18 protein-coding genes are annotated in these 19,575 nt (G+C 57.3%); 14 read left to right on the top strand and 4 right to left on the bottom strand.

What is annotated here, in order from left to right; genetic code table 11:
* Positions 1-11: 11 nt before the first annotated feature.
* Entirely contained in the window at positions 12-1,076 is a 1,065-nt protein-coding gene (locus tag BN3544_RS05385; protein ID WP_231733902.1) for a Bug family tripartite tricarboxylate transporter substrate binding protein, read from the bottom strand.
* A complete protein-coding gene (locus BN3544_RS05380; protein WP_026036571.1) occupies positions 1,006-1,992 on the bottom strand; it encodes a Bug family tripartite tricarboxylate transporter substrate binding protein in 987 nt (328 codons plus the stop codon). The genes BN3544_RS05385 and BN3544_RS05380 overlap by 71 nt, the downstream gene beginning before the upstream one ends.
* A 74-nt stretch (positions 1,993-2,066) precedes the next feature.
* Here BN3544_RS05380 and acnA point away from each other — a divergent pair, with 74 nt between their 5' ends.
* Genes acnA through BN3544_RS05360 form a run of 4 tightly spaced genes read left to right on the top strand, consistent with a single transcriptional unit; the run spans position 2,067 to position 7,436 of the window.
* Positions 2,067-4,706, top strand: coding sequence for an aconitate hydratase AcnA (gene acnA / locus BN3544_RS05375; RefSeq protein WP_036074929.1), 2,640 nt, complete (start codon positions 2,067-2,069; stop codon positions 4,704-4,706).
* A gap of 40 nt (positions 4,707-4,746) precedes the next feature.
* Positions 4,747-5,643, top strand: coding sequence for a GntR family transcriptional regulator (locus tag BN3544_RS05370; protein ID WP_026036572.1), 897 nt, complete (start codon positions 4,747-4,749; stop codon positions 5,641-5,643).
* On the top strand, positions 5,640-6,374 hold the full coding sequence (locus BN3544_RS05365; protein ID WP_019429560.1) for an ABC transporter substrate-binding protein: 735 nt from the start codon (positions 5,640-5,642) through the stop codon (positions 6,372-6,374). Before BN3544_RS05370 ends, BN3544_RS05365 begins: the two co-directional genes overlap by 4 nt.
* Before the next feature lie 6 nt (positions 6,375-6,380).
* On the top strand, positions 6,381-7,436 hold the full coding sequence (locus BN3544_RS05360) for a lactonase family protein (protein WP_081499369.1): 1,056 nt from the start codon (positions 6,381-6,383) through the stop codon (positions 7,434-7,436).
* 203 nt (positions 7,437-7,639) lie between these two features.
* Here BN3544_RS05360 and BN3544_RS05355 read toward each other — a convergent pair whose 3' ends face one another.
* Positions 7,640-8,524, bottom strand: coding sequence for a LysR substrate-binding domain-containing protein (locus tag BN3544_RS05355; protein WP_019429562.1), 885 nt, complete (start codon positions 8,522-8,524; stop codon positions 7,640-7,642).
* A gap of 204 nt (positions 8,525-8,728) precedes the next feature.
* On the opposite strand from BN3544_RS05355, the gene BN3544_RS05350 reads away from it, so the two are divergent.
* From BN3544_RS05350 to BN3544_RS05310, 9 genes are all read left to right on the top strand, one after another.
* Positions 8,729-9,628, top strand: a complete 900-nt coding sequence (locus BN3544_RS05350; RefSeq protein WP_026036574.1) for a LysR substrate-binding domain-containing protein — start codon at positions 8,729-8,731, stop codon at positions 9,626-9,628.
* 327 nt (positions 9,629-9,955) lie between these two features.
* Positions 9,956-11,305, top strand: a complete 1,350-nt coding sequence (locus BN3544_RS05345) for an NAD(P)H-dependent oxidoreductase (protein WP_019429564.1) — start codon at positions 9,956-9,958, stop codon at positions 11,303-11,305.
* Between the two features lie 15 nt (positions 11,306-11,320).
* Complete coding sequence (locus BN3544_RS05340) at positions 11,321-11,641, top strand: putative quinol monooxygenase (RefSeq protein ID WP_026036575.1); 321 nt, start codon at positions 11,321-11,323, stop codon at positions 11,639-11,641.
* A 238-nt stretch (positions 11,642-11,879) separates the two neighbouring features.
* The gene (locus tag BN3544_RS05335; RefSeq protein WP_019429566.1) at positions 11,880-12,629 is read left to right on the top strand and encodes an SDR family NAD(P)-dependent oxidoreductase; all 750 of its coding nucleotides are present in this window, start codon (positions 11,880-11,882) and stop codon (positions 12,627-12,629) included.
* A gap of 59 nt (positions 12,630-12,688) precedes the next feature.
* Entirely contained in the window at positions 12,689-13,678 is a 990-nt protein-coding gene (locus BN3544_RS05330; RefSeq protein WP_026036576.1) for a TRAP transporter substrate-binding protein, read from the top strand.
* A 125-nt stretch (positions 13,679-13,803) separates the two neighbouring features.
* Positions 13,804-14,337 carry a TRAP transporter small permease gene (locus tag BN3544_RS05325; protein WP_019429568.1) on the top strand — a complete coding sequence of 178 codons (534 nt, stop codon included), beginning with the start codon at positions 13,804-13,806 and terminating at the stop codon, positions 14,335-14,337.
* A 5-nt stretch (positions 14,338-14,342) separates the two neighbouring features.
* Entirely contained in the window at positions 14,343-15,602 is a 1,260-nt protein-coding gene (locus BN3544_RS05320) for a TRAP transporter large permease (protein ID WP_019429569.1), read from the top strand.
* A 31-nt stretch (positions 15,603-15,633) separates the two neighbouring features.
* Positions 15,634-16,467, top strand: coding sequence for a transketolase (locus tag BN3544_RS05315; protein ID WP_019429570.1), 834 nt, complete (start codon positions 15,634-15,636; stop codon positions 16,465-16,467).
* Positions 16,468-16,478: 11 nt separating this feature from the next.
* Complete coding sequence (locus tag BN3544_RS05310; RefSeq protein WP_019429571.1) at positions 16,479-17,483, top strand: transketolase family protein; 1,005 nt, start codon at positions 16,479-16,481, stop codon at positions 17,481-17,483.
* Here the strand turns inward: BN3544_RS05310 and BN3544_RS05305 are convergent.
* Positions 17,464-18,375, bottom strand: coding sequence for a LysR family transcriptional regulator (locus tag BN3544_RS05305; protein WP_019429572.1), 912 nt, complete (start codon positions 18,373-18,375; stop codon positions 17,464-17,466). The two genes, BN3544_RS05310 and BN3544_RS05305, sit on opposite strands and share 20 nt — an antisense overlap.
* A 102-nt stretch (positions 18,376-18,477) precedes the next feature.
* On the opposite strand from BN3544_RS05305, the gene BN3544_RS05300 reads away from it, so the two are divergent.
* A complete protein-coding gene (locus tag BN3544_RS05300; protein ID WP_026036577.1) occupies positions 18,478-19,542 on the top strand; it encodes a tartrate dehydrogenase in 1,065 nt (354 codons plus the stop codon).
* The last annotated feature ends 33 nt before the right edge of the window (positions 19,543-19,575 follow it).

Genomic DNA, 19,575 nt, shown 5'->3' with positions numbered 1-19,575 from the left:
CAATGCCAGATTTACTCAGGCTTGATGTTCAAAGACTTTACGATCGGCGCCCACCTGCGGCGTTCATCCAGGATGAAACTTTTGAATTCCTCGGGGCTGCCACTGCCTACGATGTTGCCGGGACCGGCGATCTTGTCCTTGATCTCTGGCTGAGCCAAGGCTTTGTTAAAAGCATCATTGAGCTTGTTGATCACAGCTGCGGGTGTTCCTTTGGGTGCTGCTAAGCCCAGCCAGTTGTGCACCACTACTTTGGGATAGCCCAGTTCGCCCATGGTGGGCACATTGGGCAGGCTCGGCAGCCGTTTTTCAGAGGTGACTGCCAAGGCGCGCACTTTACCTGTGGCAATCGACGGCAAGGCCGCATAGGTTTGCTCGAACATCAGGTCGATGTCTCCTGCCAACAAGGCCGTGGCGGCTTGACTGCCACCTTTGTAGGGGACTGACAGGCCTTTGATGCCCGTACTTTGCATGAACAATTCCGCGCTCAGGTGATGAGCACTGCCTGCACCGGCATTTCCAAATGACAATTTGTCCGGATTCTTTTGACCAAAGCTCACGAGGTCCTTGAGGTTCTGAAATGGTTTGTCAGTGCGCGTCACCAACACCATCGGTGCTTTTTCAATGATGACGATGGGTATAAACGATTCTTCGGGATCAAAGCCTAGCTTGGGGTAAACATAGGAGCTGATCGCCATTGGTCCCATGGTGGCCAAGACCAAGGTGTGACCGTCGGGCGTGGCTTTAGCGACGTATTCATGACCGATGTTGCCGTTGGCTCCGGGTTTGTTCTCGACCACAATAGGCACGCCCAGCATTTTGGAAACCGATGTGCCGAGCGTTCGGGCACGTAAATCTACATTGCCGCCCGGACTGTACGAAACAACCAGAGCGATTTGTTTTTGGGGGTAGTCATCCCCGGTTTTCTGGGCATGACCGCTCAGAGCGGTGAGGGCAGCTAAACAGGCTACGAGTGTTTGGCGTCGATTCAGCGTCATGGCGGTTTCCTTACTCGGCGGTGATCTTGGCGGTCTCGACAATGCGTTGGAATTGCAGCGATTCGGTTTTGATGAAATCACGGAACTGCTGCACGCTCATGGGTGCGGGTTCACCGCCCTGGTCTTGCAGCCGCTTGGCCAAGTCTGGTTCCTTGAGGGCTTGTGCCACTGCGGCATTGATCTTTTGCAGGATGGGCTCGGGTGTCGCGCCAGGAGCAAACAGACCAAACCAGTTTTCCAATTGGTACTTGGCCAGGGGTTTGTATTCGGCAATGGCCGGAATGTTGGCGTCAAAAGGAGCGCGTTTGGCCGATGTCACGCCCAATGCCTTGACCTTCCCGTCCTTGATGAACCCCCTTGCTGCTGCATAGCTCACGAAGGTCAACTCCACATTGCCCGAGACCACATCGACCAGTTGCCCCGAAGCACCTTTGTAAGGCACATGCACCATGTGAATGCCAGCCAGCTCTTCCAGCAATTCACCATTCAGGTGCTGAGGATTGCCCACACCGCTTGACGAATATGAGACCTTGCCGGGGTTCTTTTTTGCATAGGTCACCAGCTCTTCCACGTTTTTGACTGGGAAGTTGGGTGCCGCCACCAACACGTTGGGGATGCGAGTCACCAACGTCACAGGTGCCAGGTCTTTCGACGGCTGGTATTGCATCTTGCTTTTGTAGACAAAGCTGTTGATGGCCGTTTCGCCCGCAGAGCCCAACAGCAAAGTGTGACCGTCTGGCGAGGCTTTGACCACAGCCAGCGCACCAATCATGCCGCTGCCACCGGCCTTGTTGTCCACGATCACGTTTTGCTTGAGCGTGACGCGCAGCTTTTCCGCGAGCAAGCGGGCCACAGTGTCCACGCCACCGCCGGCTGAAAAAGGCACCACGATGGTAATTGTCTTGCTGGGGTAATCCTGGGCCATGACGGCGGGAGCCGCACCCAAGGCTGCGGCCATTAGGCCGGTGAGGATGATTTGACGGCGAGGTTTTTGCATGGTTGTCTCCAAAAGCAAAGGTTGTTGCGAATTCATGATTGCACTTTATCGCAGAAAAGTGCAAAATGCAAATCATGGAAAACACCTGTACTTTTTCGCCTGATTTGCTTCATCTTCAAGGGCAAACCCATGCCGTGGTGAATTTGCGTGCGGTTTGTGGCGCGCAATTGGACCGATTGCCCGTGGTTTTGCGCCTGCTGATGGAAAACGTGATTCGCAACACACAAGGCGCAGAGCGTGAGCAATCTGTCAAAGCGATCTTGACGTGGTTGCAAACGGGCAGCAGCGAAGATGAAATTGCTTTTCAGCCAGGTCGTGTGTTGATGCACGACACCACCAGCACGCCTGCACTGGTCGATGTGGCCGCTATGCGCGATGCACTGGCCGAAGCAGGTGTCGACCCAACCGTACTCAATCCCGGATTGCAAGTGGATGTGTCGGTCGACCATTCATTGGCCGTCGAGGCCTATGCCAAGGTGGGCGCTTCCACCGAAAACCTGCAACATGAAATTCGTCGCAACGCCGAGCGGTACCAATTCTTGCGTTGGGCCTCCCAGGTGCTCAAAGGTGTTCGTATCAACCCACCGGGCACAGGGATCATGCACACCATCAACCTGGAGCAATTGGCCAAGGTGGTGACCACCGAGCAGCGCGAGGGCAAGAGCTGGCTGGTGCCCGACATGATGATCGGCACCGACAGCCACACGCCCATGGTCAACGGCATTGGCGTGCTGGGCTGGGGGGTTGGCGGACTCGAAGCTCAGACCGTGATGTTCGGCATGCCGACCATGCTGCGCTTACCGGATGTGGTGGGGGTGCGTTTGGTGGGTCGGCTTTCGCCCGGCGTGCTGGCCACCGATCTGGCCTTGACCGTGACGCAGCGCCTGCGCCAAGTGGGGGTAACTGGGGAGTTCGTCGAGTTTTTTGGCCCCGGCGTCTCCTGCTTGAGTGCCGGTGAACGCGCTGTGGTGGCCAACATGGCACCCGAATACGGTGCGACCACCGGCTACTTTCCGGTGGACCAGGCAACGCTTGACTATTTGCGCTCAACGGGTCGCACGCCACAGGACATTGAGCGTGTCGAAACGTACATGCGCCACACCGGCCTGTGGTTCAACCCCGATGCACAACCGCGCTACACCCAAAGCATCGAGATCGATCTGGCGCAGATCGGGATGCATGTGGCTGGACCCCAGCGACCGCAGGATTTGCTGGATTATTCGCAAACAGCCGAGGCGCTGGCCAAGGTGGGCTTTCAGTCCGCAGCGCAGGGCCAAGACATGCCCATTCACCCGGTGGCCATTGCGGCCATCACCAGTTGCACCAACACATCCGACCCTGCCTTATTGATCGCCGCAGGCCTGTTGGCACGCAAGGCGAGAGTGCTGGGTCTGAAGGTGCCGCACTGGGTCAAGACCTCGCTGGGCCCCGGATCACCGGCTGCAGCCTCGTATTTGCAACGCGCCGGTTTGCTGGGTGATCTGGAGGCTGTGGGTTTTGGCATTGTGGGTTTTGGCTGCACCACCTGCATTGGCAACTCTGGCCCTTTGACGGCGTCCATCGTGCACGCTCAAAATGCGAGCCAATGCAAGGCCGTGGCCATTTTGTCGGGCAACCGCAATTTCCCGGGTCGGGTTCATCCGGACATCGAGTTGAGTTTCATCATGTCGCCGCCATTGGTCATCGCCTTTGGCTTGGCAGGTGATGCGGCTAAAAACCTGGCGACCGAACCGGTTCAGACCGATGCGAGCGGCAAGCCCGTATATTTGAAAGACCTCTGGCCCACACACGAAGAGATTGCAGAGTACTTGGCGCGCGGTTTGCAACCGGACGACTTCCAACGTGATTTCGCCATCGCGACCGACAACCCACTGTGGCAAGCACTGGAAGCACCCACATCGGCGCGCTTTCCTTGGGACGAGAAGTCCACCATCTTGCGTCGGCCACCATTTGCCGCCGTGGACGCGGGCAGTCAGCTGGGGCATTACACGGCCTACCCCTTGCTGGTGGTGGGTGATGACGTGACCACCGATCACATTTCTCCAGCCAGTGCGATCCCGACCGACTCCTTGGTAGCAGATTTCTTGGTGGAGCGCGGTGATGACCGGAGCGATCTGAACGTGTTTGCCTCACGCCGTGGCAACTGGGAGGTCATGATCCGTGCAGCTTTCCACAATAAGACGCTGGTCAACCTGTTGAAACCAGGCATGCCGGTAGCCCATACCTTGCATGTGCCATCGGGCGATGTGCAGCCCATCTGGGACGTGGCTGAGCGCTACCGCGAGGCCGGTCAATCGGTGGTGCTGGTGGCTGGCGAACGTTATGGCATGGGCTCGTCACGTGACTGGGCGGCCAAAGGCCAGCGACTGCTGGGAATTCGTGCAGTTCTGGCAGTAAGCTTTGAACGTATCCACCGGTCCAACCTAATTGGTATGGGCATCTTGCCGCTGCGCTTGCCTGAAGGCGTGAGCCCGCAAACACTGCAGATCCGGCCGGGCGACCAGTTGGATGTGCAGGCCGATGCACAGAGCCTGTCGCCTCGCTGCAAGGTGCGGGTTCAGCTGCGGCGTCAAGGTGGGCAGATGGACACTTTTGAAGTGATGGCGGCGGTGGAGACGCAGCTCGAAGTGGACCTCTTGCGCGCGGGCGGGGTCATTCCGCTCATCTTGCAGCAAACCCTTCGGGCGCATTCTGTCGAACTAGCACACGCCTAACATGCACTTGCCCTTGCTTGCCGTGCAGAATGCTGGACTTATGAGTCCAGACAAAAACACCTCTGCCCGCTTGCTCGACCTGGTCCGTCAGGAAGGTCTGGCCATCGGTGACCATTTGCCAGCGCAATGGCTGGCAGACCAGTTGCAGGTATCGCGCACCCCCATCAACGACGCCTTGGCCTTTTTGCACGACAAGGGTGTCTTGCGCCGTGAAAAAAATAGGGGCTATTTTCTGGTCAAGTCCGTTGATGTCGCCAACCCAGCTATGCGCAAAAAATTGGGTCTGGCCGAGTCGGATGCCATCACACGGGCTTATTTCGCCATGGCAGATGATCTGCTCAAAGGGGAATTGCCCGAAACGGTTTCCGAGGTGCTTCTCAAGACCCGCTATGAGCTGACAACTTCTCAGCTCCAATCCGTGCTGCATCGGATTGCACAAGAAGGATGGGCGCAAAAAAAGGCGGGGTATGGCTGGACGTTTTCGGACATGTTGACCACGCCGGACAGTTTGTTGCAGTCTTACCGCCTGCGCATGGCGCTTGAACCGGCGGCCTTGATGGAGCCAGGCTACCGACTAGACCCCAAAGTCATCGAAAAATGCCGTGCTGCGGAATACCATTTGCTCGATGGCGGCATTGAAACCGATACGCCCGATCAGTTGCACGAACGTGGCGTGCGTTTTCATGAATCGCTGATCGAGGCCTCTGGCAACCCGTTTTTCATCGACACCATTCGACGTGTGAACCGGGTGCGTCGCTTGATGTCTTACCGTTCCATGCAAGACCGCCAGCGCTACAAGGAACACTGCCAGCAGCACCTGCACTTGCTCGATCTGCTCGAAGCCGGTCGCAACGAAGAGGCTGCCGACACCATGCGAGAGCACCTCTCGCGCACCCTCAAGAACCACCAGAAAATCAGAAAACTCCTCAAGCCATGACTGCGACTCCCGACATCCTGCAAGCCTTTGCACCCACCGGCAAACTGCGCGCCTCCATCAATCTGGGCAACCCGATCCTGGCGAATAAAAACCCGCAAACGGGCGAGCCATTTGGCGTGTCGATTGACCTGGCCAATGCTTTGGCGAAACAGTTGGGGGTGGGCATCGAGCTGGTGGTGTTTGATGCCGCAGGCAAATCGGTCGAAGCCGTCCGGGGTGAGCAAGCCGACATCGGTTTCTTTGCCATCGACCCGTTGCGTGGCGAGGGCATCGCGTTCACTGCGCCATATGTGCTGATTGAAGGCGCTTACATGGTGCCTGAGACATCCAGCATTCGAGCCAATGAAGATGTGGACTGCTCCGGCATCCGCGTCACGGTGGGCAAAGGCAGTGCCTATGACCTGTTCCTGACCCGTGAGCTGAAACAGGCCGAAATCGTGCGTGCGCCCACATCGCCAACTGTGGTCGATGTGTTTGTAGAGCAAAAACTCGAAGTGGCCGCAGGCGTCAAGCAGCAACTTGAAGCCGATCAGGCCCGCTTTGCGGGGCACCGCATATTGCCTGGTCGATTCATGGTGATCCAGCAGGCCATGGGCACACCCAAGGCACGCGGTCTCGAAGCGGCAGCGTATTTGGCGCAGTTCGTCGAAGACATGAAGGCCAGCGGTTTTGTGACAGATGCACTGCAGCGTCATGGCATCCAGGGTGCGTCTGTCGCGCCTGCAGCCTGAGGTGTGATGGTGTTTGCCTATGTTGGTTCAAGAACCACCCGTGAGCGCAATGCTCGGGGTGATGGCATCAGTGTGTACCGCTGTAATCCTAAAAGTGGAGCGCTTGAACTGGTGCAGGTACAGGGGGAACTGGTCAACCCGTCGTTTCTCGCGCTGAATAAGGCAGGTGATCGGCTATACGCCGTGCATGGTGATGGCGAGGAGATCAGTTCGTTCGTGGTCGATCGGAGCACGGGGCGGATCAATTTTTTCAACCGTCAGAGCACGCAAGGCAAGAATCCGGTGCACTTGGCGCTGGACCCGACGGAACGTTTTGTGGTGGTGTCCAACCACATCACCAGCAGCTTGGCTGTGTTGCCCATCGAAGCTGATGGATCGTTGGGCACACTGACACAACTTGTGAAGATCGAAGGCGAACCCGGTCCGCACCGCAAAGAGCAACCCTTTGCCAAGCCACACTTCAATCCATTTGATCCGAGTGGGAAATACGTGGTGGTGCCTGACAAAGGTTTGGACAAGACCTTCGTATTTCGGTTTGAAGATGGACAACTGCGCCCAGGGCAGTTTCCTGCGACCATGGGTCGTGAGGCTTCCGGTCCCAGGCACATTGCGTTTCACCCTGTCAAGCCATGGGCCTATATTGCCAATGAGCTGGACTCTACTGTGACGGCCTGCCGTTTTGATGTGAGCAGTGGTGAACTGAGCCCCTTCCAAATCATCACTGGTTTGGCTGATACCTTTGTAGGCAATAGTCGATCTGCTGAGATTGAAGTTGATCGCGTTGGTCGAACTTTGTATGTTTCCAACAGAGGGGAAGACACGATTGGTGTTTTCAGAATCGATGTGGGCAATGGCCGATTGACCTTGATTCAAAGCCAGCCTTCAACAGGGAAAACCCCACGATTCTTTGTCCTGTCGAAGGATGGGCGTTGGCTTTATGCCTTGAACGAAGAAAGCGATTCGATTGTTGTGTTTGCGGTGGACTCAGATTCGGGACAGTTGAGCCCTACTGATCTTCAGTATGCGAGTGGGAGTCCCGTTTGCATGGTTTTTTCGGATTGAGAACGCTTAGCGACCTGACTTTTGGCAAGGGATAGACCTATATAGGTCGGCTGCTGTCACCCATTAAGATTTCACTGACCGTCTGCTCCCAGCTTAAATCGATGCTTAGCGAACACAGATCGAGACTTGCTTTGTTAGAAGAATCCGCTCTTGCGGTGCGCGTTTTTGGCGCATTATCACAAGTCGCCAGTTTCCAAGCCGCCTCAGCGTGTTGACTCCCCTGTCTCATCGCGCAACCATTCCACAAAACTCTTCACCTCTGGCCGCGAAGCATGCCTGGCCGGGTAGACCATGAAGTGCGCCCGCACCTGCAAGCACAAGTCTTCTGCAAAGACCGGTTGCAGTTTGCCGCTGGCGATCAAGGACTGGCCGATGCTGGTGCTTTCCAGGGCCACGCCGAGTTTTTGGACAGCAGCGTCAAGACTCATCATGGCGCGGTCAAAGCGCAGGCCCATGCGCTCTGGGCGCAGGTCGCCGCCAAACCGGGCAAACCATTCGGGCCACTGCACCACGCTCACGCTGGATTGGATGAGTGGCACACGCAGCAAGTCTTGCGGCTCGTGCAGTGCGTGGGTGCGGATGAATTCGGGGCTGGCCAGCGGCAGGATGTGTTCGGTAAAAACCGGCTCGACTTCGAGGTTGGGCCAATTGGGCATGCCGTAGCGAATGTCGATGTCCATCTGGCCCAGCTGAAAGTCTGAATGCACATGCGAGGCCGACAGCATCAGTGAAATGTGGGGGTGCAATTCTGTGAATCGGGCGATGCGTGGCATCAGCCACAGACTGGCAAAACTGGGGCTGCTGTGCACATACAGCGTGTCTTGCACGCCGTGTCGCAAATCTTCGGTGGCGGTGTTGATAGCGCCCAAAGCGCTGGCCACGCGTTGCAGGTATTGATGGCCCGCCGGGGTCAGCTCCACACCTCGTGCGGAACGTTCAAACAGGCGCACGCTCAGCAAACTTTCCAGCTTGGCCACTTGGTGACTGACAGCCGATGGGGTCAGGTGGAGTTCTTCGGCTGCCAGTGAAAAGCTTTTGCGGCGGGCAATGGTTTCAAAGGCTTGCAGGGCGCCGAGTGGTGGAATCATGTCACTTAAATAGAGTTAAATCGTCGTTCTTTGCTGGTTGACCGGGCAAAGCATATCGCAGTCTAAATTGGCTCCTGTTCTTGTTGATCTGTGGAATGTGCAGCGCAGTCGGATTGCGCTGTCCAGTCAGTCAATTTGGTGCGTGCTTTTGACCACGTCAATAACGCGATATGCTTTCGCGCTCTTATAACCATTGGCCACGACATGACACTGCCTCTTCGCGCAATTGCTGTATTCGACGTGGTGGCGCGTTGCTGTAGTTTGACGAAGGCGGCGGCAGAACTGTACGTCACGCCCTCGGCCGTCAGTCAGCAAATTCATGCACTTGAACTGCACCTGGGTACCACCTTGCTCAAAAAAGCCGGACGAGGTGTCGCCCTGACAGAAGCAGGTGAACGCTATTTCGAGATGATTGCTGAGGATGTGCAGCGCATCACCGAGGCGACCCAACGGATTCGAGGCTTTCGCTCTCGCGCCGCACTGACCGTGCGCACCACGCCCACGCTGGGCAGCAAGTGGTTACTGCCTCGTTTGCATCGTTTTCTGGACGCCAACCCGGATGTCGAAGTTCGCCTGAATGCCACAACCGAGCCGACCGACTTCAGCCGGGAAGCCGTTGATGTGGAGATTCGCCATGGGGAAGGGCAATGGCCGGGCGTTTTTGTGGAAGGGTTAGCCGAGGAAATCTACTTGCCGGTGTGCGCGCCCGCCTATGCCTTGCCTCAAAGCATGGAAGCGGCAGAGTTGCAGCAGCACCGACTGATTTATTCGGTGAAGGCTCAGCTGCAGTGGCCACAGTGGTTTGCGTCTGTGGGGGTTTTGCCATCTGCCGAATGGACCCGCCTGCTTTTTGACCGCAGCCACATGGCCATCGATGCAGCGGCAGACGGTTTGGGCGTGGCATTGGAGAGTAACTTGATGATGTGGCGTGAATTACAAGAGGGTTCGCTGGTTTGCCCTGTACGCAACCCGCCACAATTCAAGCTCACCACGCAGTGGGTGGTTTGCCCCTTTGACCATTTGCGCAAAGCGAAAGTCCAATTGTTCTTGGAATGGTTGCGGCAAGAGCGCACAACTTGGCAGAACGAGTCTGTGCTGCCCTAAATTCCCATCGTTTGGGTCGTTTGACGCAGACTTTTTGCTCAAAATCACTGAAGGCAAATTTGCAGCAGGTAGAAAACGCTTAAGTTTTTCTAAACATAAGAAGAATTTAAGTCAATGGACAGGTGAAAGAGAGACTCTTAATATTGTTTCTAGCGAATTGGCGGTTGAGTAAATATTGATTTATTTCAATGTTCTTGATTGTTGTAAATATTTAAATTAAATATCAGTCAATTAATGATAAATAAAATTGTTAATTGCGATATTTTACAAAAATATTTTCCGATTTTGTTTTAGGCAATCATTAACTGTAAAAGGAAACTACTCTCCATGAACTTGGCAACATTGCTCCAAAAGCGCGCAGCAGAAGCGGGCCCCGTACGTGTCGGCATTATTGGTGCCGGGAAATTCGGCTCCATGATGCTGGCGCAGGCCAGGCACATTAAGGGCTACCACGTCGTAGGCGTTGCCGATTTGAATGTGGCCAAAGCGCGAGAGTCGCTCAAGCGCGTGGGTTGGGAAGAAGATCAATACAGCGCCAAAACGCTGGGGGATGCCTACAAAACGGGCAAGACCTGCATCGTGGACAACGCGGCAGCCTTGGCCGAATTTGACGGAATCGAGTGCATCATCGAAGCGACAGGACACCCGATCGTTGGTGTGCGTCATGCTTTGCTGGCCATTGACCACGGAAAACATGTCGTCATGGTCAACGTCGAGGCTGATGTGATGTGCGGCCCTTTACTGGCTGCCCGAGCCAAAGCCAAAGGCGTGGTTTATTCGATGGCGTATGGAGACCAGCCCGCCTTCATGTGCGAGCTGATTGACTGGGTTAGATCTTGTGGTTTTGAGCTGACGGCCGCTGGCAAGGGCATGAACTTTGAGCCCCGGTACCGCTATTCCACGCCAGACACCGTATGGGGCTACTTCGGCTGGACCGAGGCCGAGGTCAAGGCCGGTGATTTCAACGCGCAGATGTACAACTCGTTCACCGACGGCACCAAAGCGGCCATCGAGATGGCGGCGGTCGCCAATGGCACCGGGCTGGATTGCCCTGATGAGGGCCTGGCATTTTTGCCCGCTGGCCTGCACGACCTTGCCCAGGTTTTCAAGCCCGCAGCCGATGGTGGCCGACTGGCACGCAGTGGCCTGATCGACATTGCCGCCAGCCAGGAACCCGATGGGCGCGAGGTGCTGAACAACATTCGTTACGGCATGTTTGTCACGTTCAAGGCCCCTGATGAATACACCCGTGCCTGCTTCAAACAGTATGGTTTGTTGACTGATAAATCGGGTTGGTACGCCTCCATGTGGCGGCCATTTCACCTGATCGGTCTGGAAACCAGTGTGAGCGTGTTGTCGGCCGTGTTGCGGGGCGAGGCCACGGGTTGCTCCAAAGAGTTCCGCGCCGACGCGGTGGCCACCGCCAAAACCGACTTGAAGGCCGGCGAAATGCTGGACGGTGAGGGCGGTTTTGCGGTTTGGGCCAATGCCATTCCGGCCTCCAAGAGCCTGGCCCTGGATGCTTTGCCGATTGGTTTGGCACACAAGGTGAAACTGGTCAAGCCGGTTGCAAAAGACACACCCGTGAGTTTCTCGGATGTCGAGCTCGTGGATAACCTGGATGTCGTCGAATTCCGCAAGGAATACACGCGCACCATGCTTGGTAAAGCCAACTGAAGTGGCGTCTGAATCATGACGAATTCCAAGGCTTTTCATTCACCAAACGCCTTTGTTGTGATTGCTGAATTCGTGGTCAAAGAGGGGTTGATGGACTCCTTTTTGGCCCACGCAACTGACGATGCTCGGCACTCTCTGGCGGACGAACCCGGCTGTCTGCAATTTGACGTGCTGCGCACCCCGAAAGGCACCCATGGCGTGCTGTTCTACGAGGTTTACAAATCTGAAGAAGCGTTCCAGAACCATTTGGCAACGCCACATGTGCAAAGGTTCAGGAACATTTTGTCGGACCATGTAGCTGCCGAGCAGCCTGTGCGAATGCTGGCGCGGCCATGACTTCGAGGGCGGCTCAAACATGCCTGCACCTTGATGCCCCTGACAGGATTGATCTGCTCATGGGGTCAAGCACGCAAGGCTGTCCCAGAGAAATCTCGACTTTTGCGTCGTTATTTGTTGCGTTGCAGCATGAAGAAAATTAATGCCAATGTGAGTTTATGTCGTTTGTCTTCATGCGCTAAGCGCTAGAGAATCGCGGCATTCCTCACCCAGCATCCATCAATCAAAGGAGACAAACATGCTGTTAAAAAACAAAGTTGCGGTCATCACCGGGGGCGCTGGCTTGAATGGTTTGGGTTTTGCCACGGCCACCATGATGGCGGAACAGGGCGCCAAAGTGGTGATTCTGGATCTGGAGGGTGCCAACCCCCAAGCGGCTGCAGAGCGTTTGGGTTCTGGTCACCTGGGTCTGGTGGCGAATGTGACAGACAAAGCTTCTTGTGAAGCGGCTGTGGCCAAGATCAATGCCCAATTTGGTCGGATCGACATCTTGGTCAACAACGCAGGTATCACCCAGCCAGCCAAGTTTTTGGAGATCACAGGCAGTGACTACGACCGGATTCTGGATGTCAGTTTGCGCGGCACTTTGTACGCCTCGCAAGCTGTTTTGCCCACCATGGTGGCGCAAAACAGTGGCGCTATTGTGTGCATTTCATCGGTGTCGGCACAACGCGGTGGCGGTATTTTGGGTGGCCCCCATTACTCGGCTGCCAAAGCGGGTGTGTTGGGCTTGGCGCGTGCCATGGCGCGTGAATACGGCGGCAGCAACATTCGCGTGAACTGCGTGACCCCGGGCCTGATTGCCACCGATATCAACAAAGGCAAGATTCCCGAAGACAAGCGCCAAGGCATTCTGGACGGCATTCCACTGGCCCGCATTGGCGAGCCCAACGACGTGGCCGGCTGCGTGGTGTTTTTGGCCAGCGACTTGTCCAAGTACTGCACCGGTGTGACGCTGGATGTCAACGGCGGCATGCTGATTCACTGATTTCAGTTTCACCCACTACCAACGGCAGGGCCGTGGTTTATTTCAACCAAGGAGACATCATGAAAAAATTAAATTCTTTCCGTCGCAGCCTGTTGGTCGCGTCTTTGCTTGTGGCCACTTCGGCGGCACAGGCTCAGTCTGTCAAGCTCACTTTGGGTCATGGCACCGCAACCGACAACCCGCGCCATACGGCATCAGTCAAGTTTGCCGAGGTGGCCAAGGCCAAGAGCAATGGCCGCATCGAAGTGACCGTGGCCCCTGCCTCGCAATTGGGCGATGATGCCGCCATGGTCACGGCCCTGCGGACGGGTGCCCTGGACATGTCGGCCAACTCTCAGGGCGCACTGGCCAACGCCGTGCCCGAGTACGCCGCGTTTGGCATGCCCTTCTTGTTTGCAAGCCAGGCCCAGGCCTGGAAGGTGATGGATGGCCCCGCTGGTAAAGAGCTGGCCCAAAAATCGGCCGAAAAAGGGCTGGTTGTTCTGGGTTACTGGGACAACGGCATTCGCCACATGAGCAACAACAAACGGCCTCTTCTGAAGCCTGATGATTTGAAGGGCCTGAAGATGCGCACGCCGCCTGATTCGGTAACCGTAGACATCATGCAAAGCGTGGGCGCTGAAGCCCAGCAGATCAAGTGGTCCGAGCTGTATGTGGCTTTGCAACAAGGCGTGGTGGACGGACAAGAAAACCCATTGGTCAACGTGCAAGCGGGCAAGCTCTATGAGGTGCAAAAGTACATCTCCCTGACCGGCCACAAGTACGAGATGACCCCGTTCCTGATTGGCAAACGTTCGTGGGACAGACTGTCGGATGCCGACAAGAAAATCGTGCAGGAAGCCGCCGATGAGGCCACAGCACTGCAGCGCAAGCTGGCACAAGAGTCTGACGATAAGATGTTTGCAGAACTCAAGGCCAAAGGTGTCCAAATTGACAAAGTGGACCAAGGCCCCTTCGAAAAAGCCACTGCCCCTGTGGTCGCCAAATGGGAAGCCGGCCCCATTGGTCCGTTTGTGAAAAAAGTCGTGGCCGCTGCGCGCGCCAAATAACCTTTGCTGAAGCACTTGCGGCGTGTACGACACGCCGCATTAGCGACATATACAACCCCACTTTTGCCATGTTCACGCGCCGCCCGGCATCAAACGCCGAGGCAGTCCGTTGAGGAGATTCATTCATGACACCAGTCATTGTCAAGCGCAACGCGCTTGAGCGCGCGGTCGTGGTCATCTGCAGCTCGGTGCTGTGGATGACGATGGTCTTGATTTTCTTGATCCTGACGGCTAACACCATGCTGCGATACGCCAGTGGCACCAGCTTGCAGTGGGCTAACGAGATCCCCGAGCTGTTGTTTCCCTGGTTGGTGATGTCTGGCGTGGTGCTGGCAGCCGAAAAAGGTGCGCACATTGCTACAGTGTTCCTCGTCGAATCGGTCAAAGCTTCGACGAAACGTGGCATTGAGATCTTTTCTTGGAGCACGGTTGCCGTGTTGTACGCCGTGTTGGTGCGGGCAACCTGGAACATGTTGGAAATTGTTCACGACGAACGCACCCCGATTCTCCAGATTCCTACATCGGTGACTTATGGCTGTGTTCTTGCTGGCATGGTCATGTTGGCGCTCTTAGCGGTGTTGTCCGCTTTCAGGGCCTTGCGGGGTGTGCAAGTGGCACGTGACGACTCAGAGCCGGGTGCTCAATCTGCTCAAGGATAAACACCATGACCTTTCTGATTTTGTTTGTGTTTTTGGGTGCGGCCACGCTGGCCATGCCCATCGCCCACGCCATTTTGGTGGCCGCTATGGCCGCTGCGGTCAGCAGCGACCGCGTCCCCTTTGACCTGCTGGTGCAGCAAATGGTGGCCCAGGTGCAAAGCTTTCCCTTGATCGCTATTCCGTTTTTCATGCTGACGGGCTCGCTCATGATGGGTGGCAAACTTGGCCAGGCCATCGTCGGCACCTTGACGGTTTTGGTGGGGCGTTGGCACGGTGGGCCTGCTCAGGTGAGCGTGCTGTCGTCCACATTGTTCGGCGGTGTGTCTGGCTCAGCGGTGGCCGATGCGTCGGCCATTGGCTCATTGGTCATGCCCTGGCACCGCAGGCTGGGCTATCCCATGCCGTTCTCGGCAGCTTCGCTGGCGTCGGCGGCCACGATCGACATCATCATCCCGCCCTCAATTCCCATGATCTTGTATGCGATGAGCGCCAACGAATCGATTGGGGCCTTGTTTTACGCAGGCATCTTGCCGGGTCTGCTGCTGTGCGGTGGCTTCATGACGGCTTGTTGGTATGTGGGCAAGCGTGACAACTTGCCGCGCGAAAGCGCACCAGCCGACCGTGCCGAGTTTCGCCGAAACTTGGTGTATTCCATCCCGGCCATCGCCTTGCCTATTTTGATCATCGTGTTCTTGCGCTTCGGCATTGCCACGCCCACCGAGGTGGCGGTGTTGTCGACCCTGTTCGCGGGATTGGTGTCGCTGGTGATTTACCGCGATTTGTCCATCAAACGCCTCCACCACGCTGTCATTGAAGCAGGGTTGGCGACCGGTGTTGTGTTGATGGTCATCATGGCCTCAGCAGCTATTGGCTGGTTGCTGACCTTTGACCAGATGCCGCAGCACATCGTGCAATGGGTGCAGCAAAACGTGTCAACAAAATGGATGGTGATCGCTCTGATGAACGCCATGATGCTGTTCTTGGGCATGTTTATTGACTTGCCTGCGGCTGTGCTTCTGTTGACCCCGGTCTTCTTGCCTTTGGCTCAATCTATCGGCATGGACACGGTGCAACTGGGCATCATGATGGTGGTCAACCTGGCCATTGGCCTGTACACCCCGCCTGTGGGCACCACGTTGTTCATTGCCAGTTCCTTGGCCAAAGTCAAAGTGGGCGAAACCGTACGCGCCATGGTGCCGTTTTACATAGTCGCTTTTGGTGTCTTGCTGCTGGTTTCATATGTTCCCGCTGTCATTTTGAAATGACGCTATTGAATGACTTGGAGATTTCATGTCTATGACGAACGACCGACTGTCCTCTCTTGCCCAGTGCGCCTATCGCATTCGCCGATTCGCCCTGCGCATGGGTGAAGTGCAAGGTCAGGGTTACATTGGCCAGGCGCTGGGCTATGCCGATGTGCTGGCCGTGGCTTATGGCCATGCGCTGAACTTTCGCGCTGATGATCCCGCATGGGACGGTCGTGACCGTTTTTTGCTGTCGCATGGCCACTACGCCATCGCGTTTTATGCCGCGCTGATCGAAGCCAAAATCATCAGCGAAGAAGAACTCGAAACCTACGGCAGCGATGACAGCCGTCTGCCCATGTCAGGCATGGCCAGCTACACGCCGGGCATGGAAATTTCGGGTGGCTCGCTCGGCCAAGGCTTGCCGATTGCGGTGGGCATGGCGCTGGCTTTGCGCCACAAAAACAACCCGGCCTTTGTCTACAACTCCATGTCGGACGGCGAGTTGGACGAAGGCTCGACCTGGGAGGGCGCCATGGCTGCCGCCCACCACGGCTTGGGTAACCTGATCTGCATCGTGGACATCAACAACCAGCAGGCCGACGGCCCTTCATCCAAGGTGCTGGGCTTTGAACCGTTGGCCGACAAGTGGGCTTCTTTTGGCTGGCATGTGCAGCGTGTGGACGGCAACCACATGCCCGCCGTGCTGCGCGCGTTTGACACGGCTCGCCAGTTGACCGAGGCCAAGCCCCGTGTGATCCTGTGCGACACGCTCATGGGCAAGGGTGTGCCTTTTCTGGAAACGCGCGAAAAAAACCACTTCATCCGCGTCGATCCGCCTGAGTGGCAACAAGCCCTGCAAGTGCTGGACGCATCCCACAACTGAGGACACCCAAGATGAACGCCGTCACAGAAAAGAAACCCCGCCTGACCACCTCGGCCATGATCGCCTCGATCGCGTCTGAAGGGCAGCGCGTGCAGGCCGCACCCTTTGGCAAAGCTTTGGTCGAATACGCTGCCAACCGTCCCGAGATAGTGGGCATGACCGCCGACCTGGGCAAGTACACCGACATGCACTTGTTTGCGCAGGCTTATCCCGAGCGCTTTTTCCAGATGGGCATGGCCGAGCAGTTGCTCATGGCTGCAGCCGGGGGCATGGCCAAAGAAGGCTTGGTTCCGTTTGCCACCACCTATGCGGTGTTTGGCACGCGCCGCGCATATGACTTTATTCACCAAGTCATTGCCGAAGAAAACCTGAACGTGAAGATCTGCTGCGCTCTTCCGGGCCTGACCACCGGCTATGGCCCCAGCCACCAGGCCACCGAAGATTTGGCGATGATGCGCGCCATTCCTGGGCTGACGATAGTTGACCCTTGCGACGCACTTGACATCGAACAGGCCGTGCCGCAAATTGCCGAGCACCCAGGCCCGGTCTACATGCGCCTGCTGCGCGGCAATGTGCCGCTGGTGCTTGATGAATACGATTACAAGTTTGAATTGGGCAAGGCCAAGATGCTGCGCGAAGGAACCGATGTGCTGGTGATCTCCAGCGGCTTCATGACCATGCGCACGCTCGAAGTAGCCAAGCAGCTGGATGCCGACAAAGTCAGTGTGGCCGTGCTGCACTGCCCGACCATCAAGCCGCTGGACGAAGCGACGATCCTGGCCGAAGTGCGCAAGCCGGGCCGTCTGGTTGTCGTGGCCGAAAACCATTCCATCGTGGGTGGCTTGGGTGAAGCTGTGGCCAGCTTGCTGATGCGCGAAGGTGTGGTGCCGGCCAAGTTCCGCATGCTGGCGCTGCCCGATGCCTTCCTGGACGCGGGCGCTTTGCCCACGCTGCACGACCGCTACGGCATATCAGCTGAAAAAATGAACGACCGAATCAAGGCCTGGCTGGCTTAAACGCCTCGGCCACAAAGTCCACAAACGCCCGTACCCGCGCCGCCGATTTGTGCTGCGCGGGGTAGACCGCATAGATGTCGGCGTCGGACGTGTGGTACTGCCGCAGCACTTGCACCAGCTGGCCTTGGGCCAGGTGGTCGCGAATGTCCCATTCGGCCCGCAGCAAGATGCCATGACCATCGAGCGCCCATTGCACCGCGATGCTGCCGTCGTTGGTGGTCAGGTTGCCGCGTGTCTTGATGGTCTCAGTTTTGCCTTGCCTGCCGCGCGTGAGCTTGATCACGCCATAGGCCTCGCCCCCTTGGCGGATGCTGATGAAGTTGTGTCGGGCCAGGTCGACCGAATGCGTCGGTTCGCCGTGCGCCTGGATGTAGGCGGGCGAGGCGCACAGCAGGCGCTGGTTGTCGGCGATCTTGCGCGCAATGACGCGGGTGTCAGGCGGCGGACCAAAGCGGATGCACACGTCAAACGCATCGTCGGTCAGCGAGGGTGGGTCCACCGACAACTGCAGCTGTGCGTCCACCTGCGGGTATTGCCGGACAAAGCGGCTGATCAGCGGGCCGATGTGGCTGCGCCCAAAGCCCAGCGTGGCGTTGATGCGCAGCAGGCCGCTGGGCGTGGAGCGGCTGGCGCCCAGTTGCTGCTCCAGATCGGCCATCTCGGCCAGGATGCTGCGGGCGTGGCGCAGCATGGTTTCGCCTTCCACCGTGAGGCTCATGCGGCGGGTGGTGCGGTTGACCAGCGGCACGCTCAGGCGCGACTCCATCTGCGACAGGCGTTTGCTGACTGCTGCGGTGGTGATGCGCATCTCGCGTGCGGCAGCGCTCAGGCTCCCGGCCATGGCCAGGGCAGAAAAAAAGCCCAGATCGGCGGCTTGCAGGCGTGGTTCCATTGTTGATCTCAAGTTAACAATAGATTGAATTCTAGGATGTTTGTTGAGAATGGTCGGCGACACAATATGACCATCGTAATTCACATCCAAAGCAGCTTCACCATGAAAACCTACCGCATCGCCACCATCCCCGGAGACGGCATTGGCAAAGAAGTCATCCCTGCAGGCCAGCAAGTCATGCAGGCCCTGGCGCAAGCCTGTGGCACTTTCGCATTCGAGTTTGAAAACTTTGGCTGGGGTGGTGACTATTACCGTCAGCACGGCGTGATGATGCCTGCCGATGGCCTGGACGCCTTGCGCAACAAGGACGCGATTTTGTTTGGCTCGGCCGGTGACCCGGACATCCCTGACCACATCACGCTGTGGGGCCTGCGCCTGAAGATTTGCCAGGGCTTTGACCAGTACGCCAATGTGCGGCCCACGCGCATCCTGCCGGGCATCGATGCGCCGCTCAAGCGCTGCACGCCCAAGGATCTGGACTGGGTCATCGTGCGCGAGAACTCCGAAGGCGAATACTCCGGCGTGGGTGGCCGCGTGCACCAGGGCCACCCGATCGAGGCGGCCACCGATGTGTCCATCATGACTCGCGCCGGGGTCGAGCGCATCCTGCGCTACGCCTTCAAGCTGGCGCAATCGCGCCCCCGCAAACTGCTGACGGTGGTGACCAAGAGCAACGCCCAGCGCCACGCCATGGTGATGTGGGACGAGATTGCGCTACAAGTGTCTAAAGAGTTCCCCGATGTGAAGTGTGACAAAGAATTGGTCGATGCCGCCACTGCCCGCATGGTGAATCGCCCGGCCACGCTCGACACCATCGTCGCCACCAACTTGCATGCCGACATCCTGAGCGATTTGGCGGCGGCCTTGGCGGGCAGTCTGGGCATTGCGCCCACGGGCAACCTCGACCCCGAGCGCCGTTACCCCAGCATGTTCGAGCCCATCCACGGCTCGGCCTTCGACATCATGGGCAAAGGCCTGGCCAACCCGGTGGGCACCTTCTGGTCGGTGGTCATGCTGCTGGAGCACATTGGCGAGCCGGCCGCGGCCCAGCGCCTGATGGCGGTCATCGAAAGCGTGACGGCCAATCCGGCCTTGCACACCGGCGACCTGGGCGGGAAAGCCCTGACGGCCGATGTCACCCAGGCGGTATGCAAAGCCCTGGCTTGAAGTCATGATGCGGGGCTGGATGCAGTCTGTCCT

Origin of the sequence: Limnohabitans sp. Rim47 (assembly GCF_001517545.1) — a bacterium.
Taxonomy (GTDB): Bacteria; Pseudomonadota; Gammaproteobacteria; order Burkholderiales; family Burkholderiaceae_C; genus Limnohabitans_A.
Note: the sequence above shows the minus strand (reverse complement) of the source record. Positions and strands in the feature narration are given on the sequence as shown.